This is a genomic window from Gordonia sp. CPCC 205515 (genome assembly GCF_048537925.1).
GTDB lineage: Bacteria > Actinomycetota > Actinomycetes > Mycobacteriales > Mycobacteriaceae > Gordonia.
The window spans coordinates 18,887-36,312 of the sequence record NZ_JBCLVJ010000018.1; the positions used below are offsets into that span (position 1 = coordinate 18,887).

The window sequence follows — 17,426 nt, forward strand, 5'->3', positions numbered from 1 at the left end:
GCTTTCAGTTCCCGGCCTGCGACCACACCAGCTGATTGATGGTGACCGCGGCGGCAGGCTCGGGGTTGGGCATCGGGTTCGGGGTGACGGGGAACGTCACGGTCACCGTGGGTTTCGGCATCGGGGCGTCGCCGCGGAAGCCGAGGGCGGTGAGTTTGCCGAGTTGTTCGGGCTTGCTGACGAAGTCGAAGAACTCGGCGACCGCATCGCTCTGCTCCGGGGGGACTGCGGTGCCGCCGAGACGGATGATCGGATAGTCGGCGACCGATGTCGGACCACCCGGCACCACCTCGGCGAGCCGGGCCGTGGTGTCGGTGCGGGTCAGCTGGTACAGCGACTGTTCGGTGATCGGCACCGCGTGGATCGACGACGACGCCGGATCCTGATAGTTCTCCGCCATCGTGTTCGCCGCGCCCTGCGTCGTCCCGTCCGGTGACGCCGGTGCACCGCTCATCATCGCTTCGATGCTGGATGACACGGTCGGCGACTTGGCGTCGGCGGCGGTCAGCGTGCCGGACGTGCGGGTCACCTGCGCGGCGACCGCCTGGCCGGCGAGCACGGTGGCGTCGGAGCCGGCACCCACCGGAACGGCCATCCGCAATGAGCCCCAGCTGCCGCGCCCGACGCGGGCCAGGCTGCGGTTCTCGGCCTGATACATCGGCACCTGGCTCCAGTCGAGGGAGCCGTCGAAGGATTGCGCGAGTTCGGGCGCCATCGCCAGCACGACCGGCGAGGTCACCAACGACGACGGCTGTCCCTCCACAGCGTCGGGTTTCGCCGTCGACAACTCGGCCGCCCAGATCGACGACTCCGGCACCCACGCTGCCGGGTAGGGGCCCAGCGACTCGACGTCCCAGTTGCCCTTGAGTCCGTCGAGGGTCACCCGGGCATCTCCCGGCCGGACCGCGATCGTGATGCAGTGGTCGCGGACAATCGGGTTGGTCTTCGCATAGTCCTGTGCGATCGACCCGAGGGTCTGCGCGACGGCCGGATCGGCGATCACCGGCACCGTTGTCTTCCCGGCCACACAGGTGCCGGCGGCCTGATCGCCCTGCTCGTCGATGTGATCGCCCAGCTGCCGCCACACCACGACGGCGGCGGCGATCAGCACGATCGACAACACTGCGGCGACGAGTCCACGGCTCACCCCGCGGTGGCGAATACCGTTGCGCCCGTCGTCACTCCGATGATGTGCCAACACCCAGTCCTTCGCGTCAGGTCGCCGCCGCCCACCAGTGACCACGGGTGGCGACGAAAAGCCGTTGGCAAAAGACTATGGGACGCAACGCCGACGCGGGGGTATGCGACACGGATGTGATCGGTCACGGAACCGTGTCACATACCTCCGCGGACGGGTGAAATCAGGCGTTGGCGGCCTTGAACTCGCGCCGCTTGCGATGCAGGATCGGCTCGGTGTAGCCGCTGGGCTGCTTCGCACCCTCCAGGATCAGCGCCTTGGCCGCCTGGAACGCGATGTTCGTGTCGAAGTCGGGCGCCAGCGGACGGTACGACGGGTCGTCGGCGTTCTGCCGGTCGACGACCGGGGCCATCCGCTCGAGTGCGGCGACCACGTCGTCGGCGGACACGATGTCGTGCCGAATCCAGTTGGCCAGGAGTTGGCTGGAGATCCGCAGCGTCGCGCGGTCCTCCATGAGTGCGACGTCGTGGATGTCGGGCACCTTGGAGCAGCCCACACCGTGGTCGATCCAGCGGACCACGTAGCCGAGGATCGACTGGCAGTTGTTGTCGAGTTCTTCCTTCTTCTCCGCGTCCGACCAGTCGGTCTTCGGGGCCAGCGGGATGGTGAGGATGTCGTCGACCGATGCCGGATCGCGCTTGGCGATCTCGTCCTGCCGCTCGAACACGTCGACGAGGTGATAGTGCATGGCGTGCAAGGTCGCGCCGGTCGGGGACGGCACCCACGCGGTGTTCGCGCCGGCCTGCGGTTGTGCGATCTTCTGCTCGACCATGTCGGCCATCAGATCGGTCATCGCCCACATACCCTTACCGATCTGCGCCTTGTGCTGCAGACCCGCGTGCAGACCGATGTCGACGTTGGAGTCCTCGTAGGCCGACATCCACTTCTGCTTCTTCATCTCGCCCTTGCGGATCATCGCACCCGCCTCCATCGACGTGTGGATCTCGTCGCCGGTGCGGTCGAGGAAGCCGGTGTTGATGAACACCACGCGGTTCTCGGCGGCCTTGATACAGGCCTTGAGGTTGACCGTGGTGCGGCGCTCCTCATCCATGATGCCGACCTTGAGGGTGTTCTCCGGGAGTCCGAGCACCTGCTCGACGCGGCCGAACAGCTCTGCGGTGAACGCGACCTCGTCCGGGCCGTGCATCTTCGGCTTCACGATGTAGATCGAGCCGGTCCGCGAGTTCTGCAGCCCCTCGGTCGACAGACCGTGAGTGGCGGCCAGGGAGGTGAACAGCGCGTCGAGGATGCCCTCGGGAACCTCGTTGCCGTCGGCGTCGAGCACTGCCGGGTTGGTCATCAGATGACCGACGTTGCGGACGAACAGCAGCGACCGGCCGTGCAGATCGAAGCCCGACCCGTCGGGTGCGGTGTACTCGCGGTTCGAGTTCAGTGTGCGGGTGAAGGTCTTGCCGCCCTTGCTGACCTCTTCGGCCAGGTCGCCCTTGTTGAGGCCGAGCCAGTTGCGGTAGCCGAGCACCTTGTCGTCGGCGTCGACCGCGGCCACCGAGTCCTCGAAGTCCATGATCGTGGTGATCGCCGACTCCATCACGACATCCTTGATGCCGGCCGGGTCGGTCGAGCCGATGGGGGAGTCCGCGTCGATCTCGATGTCGAGGTAGAGGCCGTTGTGGCGCAACAGCACCGACGACGGCGCCGATGCGTCACCGCGGTATCCGGCGAAGGCCGACGGGTCGGCCAGCGTCGAGGTCTTGCCGTCGGCGAGCGTCACCTGCAAGGCACCGTCGGCGACGGCGAACGCGGTGACATCGGTGTAGCTGCACTGCTCGAGCGGGACCGCCTTGTCCAGGAAGTCCTTGGCGTAGGCGATGACCTTGTCACCGCGAACCTTGTTGTAGCCCTTGCCCTTTTCCGCGCCGTCGGCCTCGGGGATGACGTCGGTGCCGTACAGCGCGTCGTACAACGAACCCCAGCGGGCGTTGGACGCGTTGAGGGCGAAGCGGGCGTTGAGGACCGGCACCACGAGCTGCGGTCCGGCCGTCTCGGAGATCTCGCGGTCGACGTTGTCGGTGCCGATCTGGAAGTCGGCGGGCGGCTCGACGAGGTAGCCGATCTCGGTCAGAAACGCCTTGTAGGCGGCGAAATCACTGGCATCGTTGTCGCGGTGCCAGGCATCGATCTTGGCCTGCAGATCGTCGCGGACGGCGAGGAGTTCACGGTTGCGGGGCGCGAGATCGTTGATCACCGACGCGGCTCCCGACCAGAAGGCGTCCTGGTCTACACCGGTGCCGGGCAGCGCCTCGTTGTTGATGAAGTCGTACAGGACGGACGCGACCTGCAACCCGTTGACAGTGACCCGGTCTGACATGACAGCCTCTCTCGCGGTGGAAACGATGCATCCATGCTACTCGTCGGTAATTTAGTGGCCTACCGGCATCCCGGTCAGCCCTGAACTGGCCGGATGGTCAGGCCGCGATGCCGGTGTGGGGAAATCGCGACGGTGGTCCGCGGCCAGCAGATCGGTGCACCTGTCGGCCACGATATCGCGCAGGACCGCACCGTCGTCGGCGATCGCCGACTGTTCGCGCACGTACTGGGCGCGCCCGGCCGCCGTCTCGATCGGCACCGGCTCGTAGCCCAGTGCCCGCAGATCATAGGGGCTGGCCCGCATGTCGAGTTCCCGCGCCCGCAGCGCGAGTTCGAAGCACCGCAGGAGCAGGTCTGAGTCGATCAGCGGACTCAGCTGCAGACACGCCCGGTAGAGGTCCATCGTCGCGTGCAGGCACCCGGGCTGTTCGTCGTCGATCTGTCGGTCGCGGCGCAGCGGGAGCTCGTTGCGCGGTCGGGCGTCGTCAGTGAAGAAGCGGAACGCGTCGAAGTGGGTGCAGCGCAGCGGCATCTGCTCGACGACCGCATCGGTACCGGCCGCGCCCAGGCGCAGCGGCAACGAGTGCCGTGTCTCGTCGGTGCGATAGACCATGGCCCACTCGTGCAGACCGAAACACCCGAACCGGGCGGACCGTCGAGCGGTGGCCCGCAGCAACGCCTCGGTGGCCGCGACCGCCCCGGATCGTTTGCTCAAGAATGCCGGATCGACGGTCGCGCCCGAGCCGACCCGGTGATAGCCCCGCAGTGACAGGTACTCGTCGGCGCCGACGAGCACCACGCCGGGCCCGGGGTGCCATCGGCGGACCTGCGCGGGGCGCGCCGCGTAGTAGGTGAACAGGAAGTCGATCACCGGATGCTTGATGCCCCGACGCCGGGCGCGCACATACGGGCCGATCAGCTCGTCGACCCGGGCGCGGTGGCGCTCACCACGTGCACGCCACTCGCGTGTGGCCAGAACCGTGGGTGCCGACATCAGACGCGGTGGGTTTCATCGCGCACCGTGCCGACGAACTCCTCGACCAGGTCCGCCAGCGCGACGATGCCGATGGTGCGGCCGCTGTCGTCGACCACGGCACCCAGGTGTGAGCTGGTGCGACGCAGTGCGGCGGTGGCGTCGTCGAGGGGAGTGGTCGAGGGGATGACCGGCAGCGGACGAATCTTGTCGCTGCCGATGATGGTGTCGGGGCCGATCTGCTCGTCGAGGATCTCGTCGAGGACGTCCTTGAGGTGCAGGTAGCCGGTGAAGGTGCCGTCGGGACCGCGCACCGGGAATCGGGAGAAGCCGGTGCCGCTGACGGCGCGCTCCACCGCACCCAGGGTCGGGCCGGCCCGGCCGGTTGCGGGGTCGATCTCGACACTGACGCTGCGCATCTGCTCGAGGGAGATCATCACCTCGGCGACCGACCGGCTCACCGACCGCAGCGCCCGGCTGAGCCGTTCGTGCTCCTCGGCGTCGATGAGTCCCTCCTGCTTGGATTCACCGAGCATCTGGGCCAGTTCGCCCGTCGACACCGACGCGGCCAGTTCGTCCTTGGGTTCGACACGCATCGCGCGCAACGAGATGTTGGCCAGCCAGTTGTAGAACGCGATCAGGGGTCGGGCCAGGCGCAGGAACATCAGATGGATCGGTACGAGCAGCATCGCCGAGCGTTCCGGTCCGGCCAGCGCGATGTTCTTCGGCACCATCTCACCGAGCAGGATGTGCAACACCACCACCAGCGCCAACCCGATCGCGAACGCGATCGGATGCAGCAGCGAGTCGGGGACGTGCACGGCGTGCAGCGGTTTCTCGATCAGATGCGCGACCGCGGGCTCGGCGACGCGGCCGAGGATGATCGAACAGATCGTGATGCCCAACTGGGCGCCGGCCAGCATCAGCGACAGGCGCTCGCCGGCGCGGATGACGGTCCGGGCCCGCGTCTTGCCGCTTTCCTCCAGTGCTTCGAGCCGGTCCCGGCGCGCGGAGATGAGGGAGAACTCGGCGCCGACGAAGAACGCATTGCCGGCCAGCAACGCGATCGCGAGGACCAGTGCCCAGATGTCGTTCACCGGCGGTCCCGTTCGGCCGGCTCGGTTGGGGGCGCATCATCATCGGTGATCGGTCGCAGCGAGACCACGTCGACCCGACGGCCGTCCATCTGCGTCACCGTCGCACGCCACGTCGTGTCCGACACGGGTGACGGCTCCTCGTCATCGTCGTCCTCGTCGATGGTGATGCGAGGAGGCAGGTCGACGATGTCCCCGGCCTCCGGGATGCGACCCAGGCAGAACATCACGAGTCCGCCGAGGGTGTCGTAGGAGCCCTCGGGTGCGCGGTAGCCCGTCGCGTCGAACAGCTCGTCGACGCGCAGCAGACCGGAACAGATGTAGCCGTCTCCGTCGGCGGCGACGTCGGCGCGTTCCTGATCGTGTTCGTCGGTCACGTCACCGAGGATCTCCTCGATGAGGTCCTCGGTGGTGACGATGCCCGCGGTGCCGCCGTATTCATCGATGACGACGCACACCTCCATCCCGTCGCGGCGGATCTGTTCCATCAGCGCATCGCCGTCGAGGGTCGTCGGCACCCGCGGGACCTGCCGGGCGATGGACGCCACGGTGGTGCCGGCCTGCCGATCCGGGGCGATGGTGAATGCCTGCTTGACGTGCACGACGCCGACCAGCGCGTCGAGGTCGCCGTCGATCACGACGGGGAAGCGCGAGTGTCCGGTCCGCGACGACGCCATCACCAGATCCCGGATGGTGTCCTCGCGATCGAGGCATTCGACGGTGACGCGCGGGGTCATCAGATCTTCGGCGGTTCGCTCCCCGAATCGCAGCGACCGATCGACCAGGGTGGCGGTGTCGGCGTCGATCGACCCCTCACGTGCCGAGTTGCGCACCAACGACACGAGTTCCTGCGGCGACCGCGCCGACCGCAGCTCCTCGGCGGGTTCGATGCCGAGGCGTCGGACGATCCAGTTCGCGGTGCCGTTGAGCCCGTTGATCGCCCATCGGAACGCGGCCGAGAAGACGGTCATCGGTCCGGCGGTCGCGCGGGCCACCGCCAGCGGCCGCGCGATCGCCAGATTCTTCGGGATCAGCTCGCCGAGCACCATCGACAGCGACGTCGCGATCACCAGGGCCAGGATCAACGACGTCACCGATGCGACGGCGTCGCTGACGCCGAGCGCGTCCAACGCGGGTGCGAAGATCCGCGCGAGGACGGGTTCGGCGATGTAGCCGGTGATCAGGGTGGTGATCGTGATCCCGAGCTGCGCGCCGGACAGCTGGAACGACAACGTGGCATGTGCCCGCTGCACCAGGCGCGAGCGCCGGTCGTCGTTGGTGGCGACGTCATCGGCGATCGTCGAACGTTCGAGTGCGGTCAGCGAGAATTCCGCGGCCACGAACAGCGCGGTGCCCAGGGTCAGCGCGACGAATCCGAGCAGACTCGCGACGAGTATGACTATCTCCACCGATCACCACCCACCGGGCAGCGGACGTCCTTCGGCGAACCCGGCCGGCGACTGGATACCCAGCACCACCTTGTCGTGCAGTTCGGCCAGACTCCGGGCGCCGGTGTAGGTGGCGGTGCTGCGCACCCCGGCACACACGTGGTCGATCAGATCCTCAACGCTGGGGCGTTCCGGATCGAGCCGGATCCGCGACGACGAGATGCCCTCCTCGAACAGGCTCTTGCGGGCCCGGTCGTAGGTGCTGTCGTTGGCCGACCGGGCGGCGACAGCGCGCTTCGAGGCCATGCCGAAGCTGACCTTGAAGCGCCCGTGCGCGTCCTCCTGCAGGTCGCCGGGCGACTCGTAGGTACCGGCAAACCAGGAGCCGATCATGACGTTGGAGGCGCCGGCCGCGATGGCCAGCGCGACATCGCGCGGGTGCCGGACGCCACCGTCGGCCCAGACGTGGGCGCCGTGTTCACGGGCGACCGTCGCGCACTCGGCGACCGCGGAGAACTGCGGGCGACCGACGCCGGTCATCATGCGGGTGGTGCACATCGCGCCCGGTCCGACACCGACCTTGACGATCGACGCCCCCGCGTTGATCAGATCGATGGTGCCGGCGGCCGACACCACATTGCCCGCGGCGATGGGCACGCCCGGATCGGCGGTTGCGACCGCATCCAGTGCCGCGAGCATCTTCTCCTGATGGCCGTGGGCGGTATCCATCACCAGTAGGTCGGCGCCGGCCTGGGCCAGTGCCTTCGCCTTGCCGACCACGTCCCCGTTGATGCCGACTGCCGCAGCGATCCGCAGTCGGCCGTCGCCGTCGACGTTGGGTTGATAGATGCCGTGCCGCAGTGCCCCGACGCGCGTGAGAATCCCGGCGAGCGCACCGTCGGGGTCGACCAGGATCGCGAGTCCGAGGTGCTGGTCCTCGAGCGCGTCGAAGACCTCCCGCGGTGGCGTACCGACCGGTCGGATGACCATCGTCGGATCGAGGACGTCGCGGACCCGGGCGAAGCGGTCGACATCGTTGCACCGTTTCTCGGTGACGACACCGACCGGACGTCCTTCGTCGACGACCACCGCCACCCCGTGCGCACGCTTGGGGATCAGTGCCAACGCGTCGGTGACCGAGTCATCGGGCGAGAGCGTGACGGGGGTGTCGGCGACCAGGTGCCGCGACTTCACGTACGAGATCGACGCGGCGGCCGCGCTGATCGGCAGATCCTGCGGCAACACCACGAGCCCACCGCGCCGGGCCACCGTCTCGGCCATTCGGCGCCCGGCCACCGCGGTCATGTTCGCGACCACGATCGGGATCGTCGTACCGGTGCCGTCCGACGTCGACATGTCGACGTCGAACCGCGACGCCACGTCCGAGCGGTTCGGCACGATGAACAGATCGTCGTAGGTCAGATCGTGAGCGGGCCGATGGCCTTCGAGAAATCGCACGGTGGTGTCCAGTCTCGGGGAGTGGCGGAGGGGTGGTTTTGCCGGATCTATTCGGTGACCTCGGACCGGTCCCCACTCCAGAGTGTGTGGAAGGTGCCCGGCTTGTCGACCCGCTGGTAGGTATGGGCCCCGAAGTAGTCGCGCAGCCCCTGCGTCAACGCGGCCGGCAGGCGTTCCGCCCGCAGACCGTCGTAGTAGGACAGCGACGACGCGAACGCCGGCACCGGGATACCGAGCATGGTGGCGGTGGCCACGACGCGGCGCCAACTGTCGATCCCGGCCTCGACGGCCTCCCGGAAGTACGGTGCGAGCATGAGGCTCGGCAGATCGGGGTTCTCGGCATAGGCCTCGCGGATGCGGTTGAGGAACTGTGCCCGGATGATGCAGCCGCCACGCCAGATGGTGGCCACCGCACCACGATCGACATCCCAGCCGTACTCGGCGCTACCGGCCGCGATCTGATCGAAACCCTGCGCGTACGCGACGACCTTGGAGGCGTACAGCGCGGTCTTGATGTCGGCGACGAACGAGTCCTTGTCGGTCGGCGCATCACCCAGGTGTCCGGCGGCCAGCCCGCGGGCGGCCTCGCGTTGCGCTGTCGAACTCGACAGTGCGCGAGCGAACACCGCCTCGGCGATGCCGGTGGTCGGAATGCCCAGGTCAAGGGCCGACTTCACCGTCCAGCGGCCGGTGCCCTTCTGCCCGGCGGCGTCGACGATCACATCGACGAGCGGTTTACCGGTCTCGGCGTCGACCTGACTGAGCACCTCGGCGGTGATCTCGATGAGGTAGCTCTCGAGTTCGGTGGTGTTCCACTCGCGGAAGACGTCGGCGATGTCGGTGACTGGCAGATCCAGCGCGTTGCGCAGCAGGTCGTAGGCCTCGCCGATCAGCTGCATGTCGGCGTACTCGATGCCGTTGTGCACCATCTTCACGAAGTGGCCGCTGCCGTCCGGGCCGATGTGGGTGCAGCACGGTTCGCCGTCGACGTGCGCCGAGATCTCCTCGAGCAGCGGGCCGAGCGACTTGTACGACTCGGCAGGCCCGCCCGGCATGATCGACGGCCCCTTGAGCGCACCCTCTTCGCCGCCGGAGATGCCGGCACCGACGAAGTGCAGGTTGCGCTCGGCGAGCGAACGCTCCCGGCGAATGGTGTCGGTGTAGAGCGAGTTACCGCCGTCGATGATGATGTCGCCGGGTTCCATGACCGAGGCGAGTTCCTCGATGACCGCGTCGGTGGGATCGCCGGCCTTCACCATGATCAGCACGCGGCGCGGCTTCTCCAGCGCGCCGACGAACTCCTCCATCGTCTCGGTGCGGATGAAGTCCCCCTCGGACCCGTGCTGGTCGATCAACGCGTCGGTCTTGGCGATGCTCCGGTTGTGCAGCGCGACGGTGTAGCCGTGGCTGGCGAAGTTGCGGGCGATGTTGGAGCCCATGACCGCCAGACCGGTCACACCGATCTGGGCCTTTTTGTCGGACGAGGCGGCAGCGTTTGTCATGGGGCCAAGCCTATTGGTTGTCTCCGACAGCGACGACCGCGAGGGGTCACCACTAGGCCGCAGAGATCAACCTGCTCAGCTCGGTCAGCCAGGGGATGGCCACCGCGAGCGTCGGGACGACGAGGATCGCCGCGGCCGCGATGTAGGCGGCGAATGCGATCAAGCGGGTCGGCCGGTCATCGCAGAGCCGGTGGATGCGGGCCAGGGTGGTGGGACCGCCGACGGCCATCGCGCCACGTGGGGCGACCGCGTCGGCGCAGGCGACGAGCGCCCGGCCCAGGGTGGTCGGCGCGGTGGCGCGTACGGCCTGGTCGTCGGCCAGGGCCTCGACGAGCAGCTCGACGGCACCGAGTGCCGAGCGACTGCGGACGAATCGGGGGAATGCCTCGTGGAGTGCGATGAACGCTTCGAGGACCAGGTCGTGCCGGGCGCGCAGGTGGGCGCGCTCATGGGCGAGGACCGCGGTGAGTTCGTCGCGGGAGAGTCGGGCGACGACCCCTTCGCTGACCACGACGCGCTGGCGGATGCCGGGCAGACAGTAGGCGAGAGGTTGCTGGACGTCGATCATCCGGACGTCGCTGGCGAACAGTGGATGGGTGACGTCGCGGCGGTCGCAGCGGTCGAGGATGTCGATGAGTTGACGGTGTGCGTGCCGCCGGGCGCGGGTGCGCACACCGACGCGGATCACGGTGTACATCAGGCGGGCGCCGACCATCAGGGTCAGGGCGAACACGCCGACCAGAATCAACCAGACCGGCAGGCCGAGGCGCTCGATCTCGTGGATCGGATGGGTGGTCGGGGCGCCGTCGGCGCCGGGGGCGAGCAGATTCGCGGCGATGGCGAGCCCGCAACTGAAGGCCGACAGGACCGCGGCCAGGGCGATCGCCTGCCAGAGCGCCATCGCTGCCCGAGGTGTCTTGATCGGCCAGCTCGCGCGAGACAACGCCTCGGCGGCGGGACCGACCAACACCAGGGTCAGAATGCCGAAGAGCAGCGCAGTCATCGAGCGTGTCCTTGCGTGGGCTGTTGGGCGGGTGGCTGTGCTCGGGAATCTATCCCGAGTCGTGCGTGCCGCGGGCGGCTTCGAGCTGATCGAGTGCGTCGCGCAGAGCTGCGGCCTCCTCGGCGCCGACCCGGCCGACGAACGAGACGAGGGCCGCGTGGCGTGATCCGGGGGCGTCGGCCTCGCTCAGCGCATCGACCATCAGGCTGGCGACGAGGTCTTCCCGTGGGTGGGTCGGGATGTACTTGTGCGCGCGGTCGTCGCGGATCTGGGTGACCAGGTTCTTCTTCGCCAGGCGCTGCAGCACCGTCATCACGGTGGTGTAGGCCAGGGATCGGTCACGCGACAGCGCTGCATGCACCTGCCGCACTGTCTGCGGTGTCGGACTCGCCCACAGCGTGTCCATGACCGCGCGCTCGAGATCACCCAGTCCATTCATTCTTCGCATTTTACTTCCGCTTCCTCTGCTTGCTCAGGTTGGCCGACATTTCACGTCCGTCCTGATCACAGCGATTTCCCGACCAGCCCTTGACAACGTTGGTAAGGCTATCCTACATTGGTCTTACGTCGGACCGCGCGAGAGTCCTGAGGGCTGCAGAGACCCCCGGTCCACGCCACGATAGGCCCCACGTTGCCACGCAACGTGGGGCCTATCGGTTCCCTGTGGGGCCTTGTTGCCCGGGTTCGGTGGCGCCAACCCCACCCTTCCGAGCGCGCCCTTATGCAGGTGTCATGACAATCTCGTGGGTATGAGCATTGACAGCGAGCAGATGATCAAGGACACCTTCGGCAAGGGGTTCGACAACACGGCCCTGGGTCTGGTGCTCGATGAGGTGACCGAGGATGCCGTGCTCGCGCACTTCGAGATCGGGCCGCAGCACCATCAGCCGTTCGGCATCGTGCACGGCGGCGTCTACTGCGCGGTGGCCGAGAGCGTGGCAAGCTGCAGCGCGTTCACCTGGCTGCACGCCGTCGGCATCGGCGGCACCGCCGTGGGCGTCAACAACAACACCGACTTCATCAAATCGGTCAGCACCGGCACGGTTGCCGTCGTGTCGTCGCCGATCCATCGCGGACGCCGACAGCAACTCTGGAAGGTCACCATGACCGACGATCAGGGCAAGCTGGTCGCCACCTCCCAGGTCCGGCTGCAGAACATCGAACTCCCGGCCGGCGTCGAGGTCCCGACGGCGGGTGGGGCGTGACCGGACCCGGACGGGGACTCTCGCCGCAGGCCCGGACGCGTCTGGAGGAGATCCTCGGGCCCGTCGACGACGACCTCGCCGCCCGCTATCCCGGTGATCGACCGACACGGCAGCCCGCCCACACGGTCTACCTCAGCGCGGCCGACGCCGACGTCGACACTCCCCGGACCTGGGCCACGCAGGCGCAGCAGATCGCCGAGGTCGGCCGCACCGCGCTGACCGAGCTCGCCGGCGACGACGCCGTGGAACTCGCGCTGCGACGCCTGGGTACCAATCCGGTCGAGGATCTGCGGATCGACCTGGAGGACGGTTACGGCTGGCGCGACGACGCCGTCGAGGACGCCCACGCCCGGCGGGCCGGCGAGACGCTGGCCGCGTGGACCCGGCAGCGGCCGTACGCCCCCTGGATGGCCGGCATCCGCGCGAAGGGGCTCGGCGCCCGCGAACGCCACCGCGGACTGCGCACCCTCGAGCTGGTGCTCGACGCCGCCGGCGGGGTGCCGGACGGCTTCGTGTTCACCGTGCCCAAACTGCGCGATGTGCGGCAGGTGGACGCGGTGAACGTGCTGTGCGCCGACCTCGAACGGGTTCATGGACTTGCGGAGGGAACCATGCGCTACGAACTCCAGGTGGAGATCCCGCAGGCGGTGCTGGGTGCGGACGGGCGGGCCACCGTCGCCGAGGCGATCCACCGTGCCGCCCCGCGGCTCTCGGGCTTGCACTACGGGACCTACGACTACAGCGCCGCGTGCGGCATCGTGTCCGCGCAACAGTCGCTGGCGCACCCGGTCGCCGACCACGCGAAGGCGGTCATGCAGGCCGCCGCGGCGCAGACCGGCGTCTGGATCAGCGACGGCTCCACGCAGATCATGCCGACCGGCAGCGTCGAGAACGTCGAGGCAGCCCTGCGCCGCCATCACGGGCTGGTCGTGCGCTCGCTGGAACGAGGCTTCTACCAGGGCTGGGACATGCATCCCGGCCATCTCGTCACTCGCTGGACCGCGGTCATCGGCTTCTTCCGCTCCGCCATGCCCACCGCGGCCGCCCGCCTGCAGTCCTACTTTCAGCGCAGCGCAGGCGACGTCGTCGACGAGCCGGCCACGGCACTGTCGCTGGCCCTGGTGCTGGACCGGGGTGCCGCCGCGGGTGCGTTCACCGCGGACGAGGTCACTGCGATCGCGCCGCTGTGCACCGCAGACGCGCTCGCCGACCTGCGTGCCGCCGGCGGCAGCCTCCCCACCACCCGTTGACAGCGCCCCCGATCCCGTCGACAGCGCCCGCTCCCGCGTCGACAGCGCCCGCTCCCGCGTCGACGGCGCCCCCGATCCCGTCGACAGCGCCTGCTCCCACGTCGACAGCGCCCACAGCCGACACGACGCTCGCCGCGCCGGATCGGTGACCGCGTGGCAGGATGACCCGTACGTCGCTCCCGGCTCGTCCCGGGGGTGCACGATCCGATGTCGTATCTCTGTCGCGAGGAGTCACCCGGGTGCGTTTGTCGCCACATGAGCAGGAACGGTTGCTGATCTCCTACGCCGCCGAACTCGCCCGACGACGCCAAGGCCGGGGACTCAAACTCAACCACCCCGAAGCGGTGGCCGTCATCACCGACCACGTCCTCGAGGGTGCACGCGACGGGCGATCGGTGGCCGAACTGATGACATCGGGACGCGAAGTGCTGCGCCGCGACGACGTCATGGACGGCATCCCGGAGATGCTGCACGACGTCCAGGTGGAAGCCACCTTCCCCGACGGCACCAAACTCGTCACGGTGCACAACCCGATCGATTGACGCTCCGACGCCGAACCCGATCATCCGCTCAGCCAGCCGAGAGGTGTGCATGTCGCGAACCGAACCGTCGATGATCCCCGGCGAGATCATCGCCGCCGAGGGCACCATCGAACTCAATGCGGGCGCCGACGCGGTGACCCTGACCGTCGTCAACGCCGGCGACCGCCCGGTGCAGGTGGGTAGCCACGTCCACTTCCCGCAGGCCAACGCCGCGTTGCGGTTCGACCGCACCACCGCCCACGGCCGTCGACTCGACATCCCCGCGGGCACCGCCGTCCGGTTCGAGCCGGGCATCGAGATGACCGTCACCCTGGTGCCACTCGGCGGGACGCGCGAAGTGCATGGCATTACCCTCGACGCGCCGGGAGGACTCGACTGATGGCGATACTCGGACGCGATCGTTACGCACAGCTGTTCGGCCCCACAGTCGGCGACCGAATCCGCCTGGCAGATACCGATCTGCTCATCGAGGTGACTGAAGACCGCTGCGGCGGACCGGGGCTCGCGGGTGATGAAGCCGTCTTCGGTGGCGGCAAGGTGATCCGGGAGTCGATGGGGCAGAGCCGCGCCGCCCGCGCCGACGGAGCCCCGGACACCGTCATCACCGGTGTGGTGGTCCTCGATCACTGGGGAATCATCAAGGCGGACATCGGCCTTCGTGACGGCCGGATCACCGCGATGGGCAAGGCGGGCAATCCGGACACGATGGACGGGGTGCATCCGGATCTCGTCATCGGGCCGTCGACGGAGATCATCGCCGGCAACGGCAAGATCCTCACCGCGGGCGGCATCGACTGCCACGTCCATTTCATCTGCCCGCAGATCATGGACGAGGCGCTCGGTAACGGCATCACCACCCTCATCGGCGGCGGCACCGGTCCCGCCGAGGGCAGCAAGGCCACCACCGTCACCCCGGGGGCCTGGCATCTGAAATCCATTCTGCAGGCCACCGACGGATGGCCGATGAACATCGCGCTGCTGGGCAAGGGCAACACCGTCAGTGCCGAGGCGATGCATGAGCAGATCCGTGCCGGCGCTTCAGGTTTCAAGCTGCACGAGGACTGGGGGAGCACGCCGGCGGCGATCGACGCCTGCCTGCGGGTCGCCGACGAGACCGGCGTGCAGGTCGCCCTGCACTCCGACACCCTCAACGAGGCGGGCTTCGTCGAGCAGACCCTCGGCGCCATCGCCGGACGTGGCATCCACGCCTATCACACCGAAGGCGCGGGTGGCGGGCACGCACCCGACATCATCACCGTGGCGGCGTACCCCAACGTGCTGCCGAGTTCCACCAATCCCACGCGGCCGCATACGGTCAACACGCTCGACGAGCATCTCGACATGTTGATGGTGTGCCATCACCTCAACCCGACCGTCCCCGAGGATCTCGCCTTCGCGGAGAGTCGTATTCGGCCGTCGACCATCGCCGCCGAGGATCTGCTGCACGATCTCGGGGCCATCTCGATGATCGGCTCGGATTCGCAGGCCATGGGGCGCATCGGGGAGGTCGTCTTACGTACCTGGCAGACCGCGCACGTGATGAAACGCAAACGTGGTGCACTGTCGGGCGACGGAGCCGCCGACAATCAACGCGCGCAACGCTATATCGCCAAGTACACGATCTGCCCGGCCATCGCCCACGGCTTCGACGCGGAGATCGGGTCGATCGAAACCGGCAAACTCGCCGACCTCGTCTTGTGGGATCCCGCATTCTTCGGCGTGCGACCGGATCTGGTGATCAAGGGTGGCGCGATCGCCTGGGCGGCGATGGGCGACGCCAACGCGAGCATCCCCACCCCGCAACCGGTACTACCCCGCCCGATGTTCGGGGCCGCGCCCAAAACCGCTGCGGCGACGTCGATCAGCTTCGTCGCGCAAGGCGGACTCGACGCGGGGATCGAGGAGACGCTCGGACTCGACCGGCGGCTGGTGGCCGTCCGCAATACGCGTGGGATCGGCAAGGCCGACATGCCGAACAACGCCGCCACACCGGAGATCACCGTCGACCCCGACACGTTCACCGTGCGCGTCGATGGTGAGGTGTGGGATGCCGAACCGGTCACCGAACTGCCCATGGCGCAACGCTATTTCCTGTTCTGAGTGCGCCGATGTTCTCCACTGAACCCATGTCCGGGCTGGCGATGATGCTCACGCTGGCCGATTCGCGGCTCCCCGTCGGCGGGCACGTTCATTCCGGCGGTGTCGAGCAGGCGGTGGCCGACGGTGTCATCGTCGACGCCGACACCCTGGCCGACTATCTGCGTCGTCGGATCACCACCAGCGGTTTGGTCGCCGCATCCATCGCGGCTGCGGTCGTCGACGACACGCTCGATGTCGCTGCGGCGCAGGCCGAAACCGATGCGCGAACCCCGTCGGCGGCGGCGCGACGCGCATCGCTGGCGCAGGGGAGAGGTATGTTGCGCCTGGCCCGCCGCATGTTTCCGGATCACGACTGGACGCCGCACACCGGACGCACCCACCTGCCGGTCGTCTGCGGGTCCGTGGGCCGGGCCTCCCGGCTGTCCGGCTTCCACACCGCCCTGGTCCTGGTCTATACGACGATGAGCGGGTCGGCCACCGCCGGACAGCGACTGCTCGCCCTCGACCCGGCCGACGTCGCCCTCGTCATCGCCGAACTCGGCGCCGAATGCGAACGCATCGCCGCGGCCGCCGCGGTGGAACTCGCCGACCTGTCGGATCCGACCCTCGACGTCTTCGCCGAGCGGCACGAATGCCGCTCGATGCCACTGTTCATGTCGTAATCACTCGAATCAGCTCTGCCGAAAGGAAACTCATTCATGCCACCGCATCTCATCGACGGGCAACCGCACAGCCACGATCACGCCCGCCCGCGCCGCCACCGTGAACCCGGCGAGGCGTTGCGTATCGGCGTCGGCGGACCGGTCGGCTCCGGCAAGACCGCGCTCGTCGCGGCGCTGTGCCGACAGCTGCGCGACGAACTGTCGGTCGCCGTGCTCACCAACGACATCTACACCACCGAGGACGCAGACTTCCTGCGGCGCAACGCCGTCCTGCCCGACGAACGCATCACCGCCGTGCAGACCGGCGGCTGTCCGCACACCGCGATCCGCGACGACATCACCGCAAACCTCGACGCGATCGACGACCTCGTCGCCGCCAATCCGCCGCTCGACCTGATCCTCGTCGAGTCCGGTGGCGACAACCTCACCGCCACCTTCTCCACCGGTCTGATCGACGTGCAGATCTTCGTCATCGACGTCGCCGGCGGCGACAAGGTCCCGCGCAAAGGCGGTCCGGGAGTGACGTTCTCGGATCTGCTGGTGGTCAACAAGACCGACCTCGCCGAACGCGTCCACGCCGACCTGGACGTGATGCGCCGCGACGCCGAACGGGTCCGGGAGGGTCGGCCGACGGCGCTGATCTCGCTCACCGACGATCCGGCCGCCACCGACGTGTTGTCCTGGGTTCGAACGCAATTGGCCGAGATCCGGATCCCCGGCTGA

16 protein-coding genes are annotated in these 17,426 nt (G+C 68.2%); 7 read left to right on the plus strand and 9 right to left on the minus strand.

Annotated elements, in window-relative coordinates; all coding sequences use genetic code 11:
• Nucleotides 1-4: 4 nt before the first annotated feature.
• The 9 genes from AAFP30_RS23885 to AAFP30_RS23925 all read right to left on the minus strand — a co-directional run bounded on the left by AAFP30_RS23885 (nt 5) and on the right by AAFP30_RS23925 (nt 11,392).
• The gene (locus AAFP30_RS23885; protein WP_419232530.1) at nt 5-1,198 is read right to left on the minus strand and encodes a hypothetical protein; all 1,194 of its coding nucleotides are present in this window, start codon (nt 1,196-1,198) and stop codon (nt 5-7) included.
• A gap of 163 nt (nt 1,199-1,361) precedes the next feature.
• The gene (locus AAFP30_RS23890; RefSeq protein WP_419232531.1) at nt 1,362-3,527 is read right to left on the minus strand and encodes a malate synthase G; all 2,166 of its coding nucleotides are present in this window, start codon (nt 3,525-3,527) and stop codon (nt 1,362-1,364) included.
• A gap of 51 nt (nt 3,528-3,578) precedes the next feature.
• Nucleotides 3,579-4,520 (minus strand): 3-methyladenine DNA glycosylase, encoded by a 942-nt coding sequence (locus AAFP30_RS23895; RefSeq protein WP_419232532.1) that lies wholly within the window; start codon nt 4,518-4,520, stop codon nt 3,579-3,581.
• A complete protein-coding gene (locus AAFP30_RS23900) occupies nt 4,520-5,596 on the minus strand; it encodes a hemolysin family protein (RefSeq protein ID WP_419232533.1) in 1,077 nt (358 codons plus the stop codon). The genes AAFP30_RS23895 and AAFP30_RS23900 overlap by 1 nt, the downstream gene beginning before the upstream one ends.
• Nucleotides 5,593-7,002, minus strand: coding sequence for a hemolysin family protein (locus tag AAFP30_RS23905; RefSeq protein ID WP_419232534.1), 1,410 nt, complete (start codon nt 7,000-7,002; stop codon nt 5,593-5,595). Before AAFP30_RS23905 ends, AAFP30_RS23900 begins: the two co-directional genes overlap by 4 nt.
• Nucleotides 7,003-7,005: 3 nt before the next feature.
• A complete protein-coding gene (locus AAFP30_RS23910; RefSeq protein WP_419232535.1) occupies nt 7,006-8,439 on the minus strand; it encodes a GuaB1 family IMP dehydrogenase-related protein in 1,434 nt (477 codons plus the stop codon).
• A gap of 47 nt (nt 8,440-8,486) precedes the next feature.
• The gene (gene gndA / locus AAFP30_RS23915; RefSeq protein ID WP_419232536.1) at nt 8,487-9,941 is read right to left on the minus strand and encodes an NADP-dependent phosphogluconate dehydrogenase; all 1,455 of its coding nucleotides are present in this window, start codon (nt 9,939-9,941) and stop codon (nt 8,487-8,489) included.
• Between the two features lie 52 nt (nt 9,942-9,993).
• Complete coding sequence (locus AAFP30_RS23920; RefSeq protein WP_419232537.1) at nt 9,994-10,944, minus strand: M56 family metallopeptidase; 951 nt, start codon at nt 10,942-10,944, stop codon at nt 9,994-9,996.
• 49 nt (nt 10,945-10,993) lie between these two features.
• Nucleotides 10,994-11,392 carry a BlaI/MecI/CopY family transcriptional regulator gene (locus AAFP30_RS23925; protein WP_419232538.1) on the minus strand — a complete coding sequence of 133 codons (399 nt, stop codon included), beginning with the start codon at nt 11,390-11,392 and terminating at the stop codon, nt 10,994-10,996.
• A 301-nt stretch (nt 11,393-11,693) separates the two neighbouring features.
• Here AAFP30_RS23925 and AAFP30_RS23930 point away from each other — a divergent pair, with 301 nt between their 5' ends.
• The 7 genes from AAFP30_RS23930 to ureG all read left to right on the plus strand — a co-directional run bounded on the left by AAFP30_RS23930 (nt 11,694) and on the right by ureG (nt 17,426).
• The gene (locus AAFP30_RS23930; RefSeq protein WP_419232539.1) at nt 11,694-12,149 is read left to right on the plus strand and encodes a PaaI family thioesterase; all 456 of its coding nucleotides are present in this window, start codon (nt 11,694-11,696) and stop codon (nt 12,147-12,149) included.
• Entirely contained in the window at nt 12,146-13,399 is a 1,254-nt protein-coding gene (locus AAFP30_RS23935) for a DUF6986 family protein (RefSeq protein WP_419232540.1), read from the plus strand. The genes AAFP30_RS23930 and AAFP30_RS23935 overlap by 4 nt, the downstream gene beginning before the upstream one ends.
• A gap of 239 nt (nt 13,400-13,638) precedes the next feature.
• Complete coding sequence (locus AAFP30_RS23940; protein ID WP_419232541.1) at nt 13,639-13,941, plus strand: urease subunit gamma; 303 nt, start codon at nt 13,639-13,641, stop codon at nt 13,939-13,941.
• A 49-nt stretch (nt 13,942-13,990) separates the two neighbouring features.
• A complete protein-coding gene (locus AAFP30_RS23945) occupies nt 13,991-14,320 on the plus strand; it encodes an urease subunit beta (protein WP_419232542.1) in 330 nt (109 codons plus the stop codon).
• A complete protein-coding gene (locus AAFP30_RS23950; RefSeq protein WP_419232543.1) occupies nt 14,320-16,041 on the plus strand; it encodes an urease subunit alpha in 1,722 nt (573 codons plus the stop codon). Before AAFP30_RS23945 ends, AAFP30_RS23950 begins: the two co-directional genes overlap by 1 nt.
• 8 nt (nt 16,042-16,049) lie before the next feature.
• Nucleotides 16,050-16,703 (plus strand): urease accessory protein UreF, encoded by a 654-nt coding sequence (locus tag AAFP30_RS23955; protein WP_419232544.1) that lies wholly within the window; start codon nt 16,050-16,052, stop codon nt 16,701-16,703.
• Nucleotides 16,704-16,739: 36 nt separating this feature from the next.
• Nucleotides 16,740-17,426: an urease accessory protein UreG gene (gene ureG / locus AAFP30_RS23960; protein WP_419232545.1), complete on the plus strand. Its 687-nt coding sequence runs from the start codon at nt 16,740-16,742 to the stop codon at nt 17,424-17,426.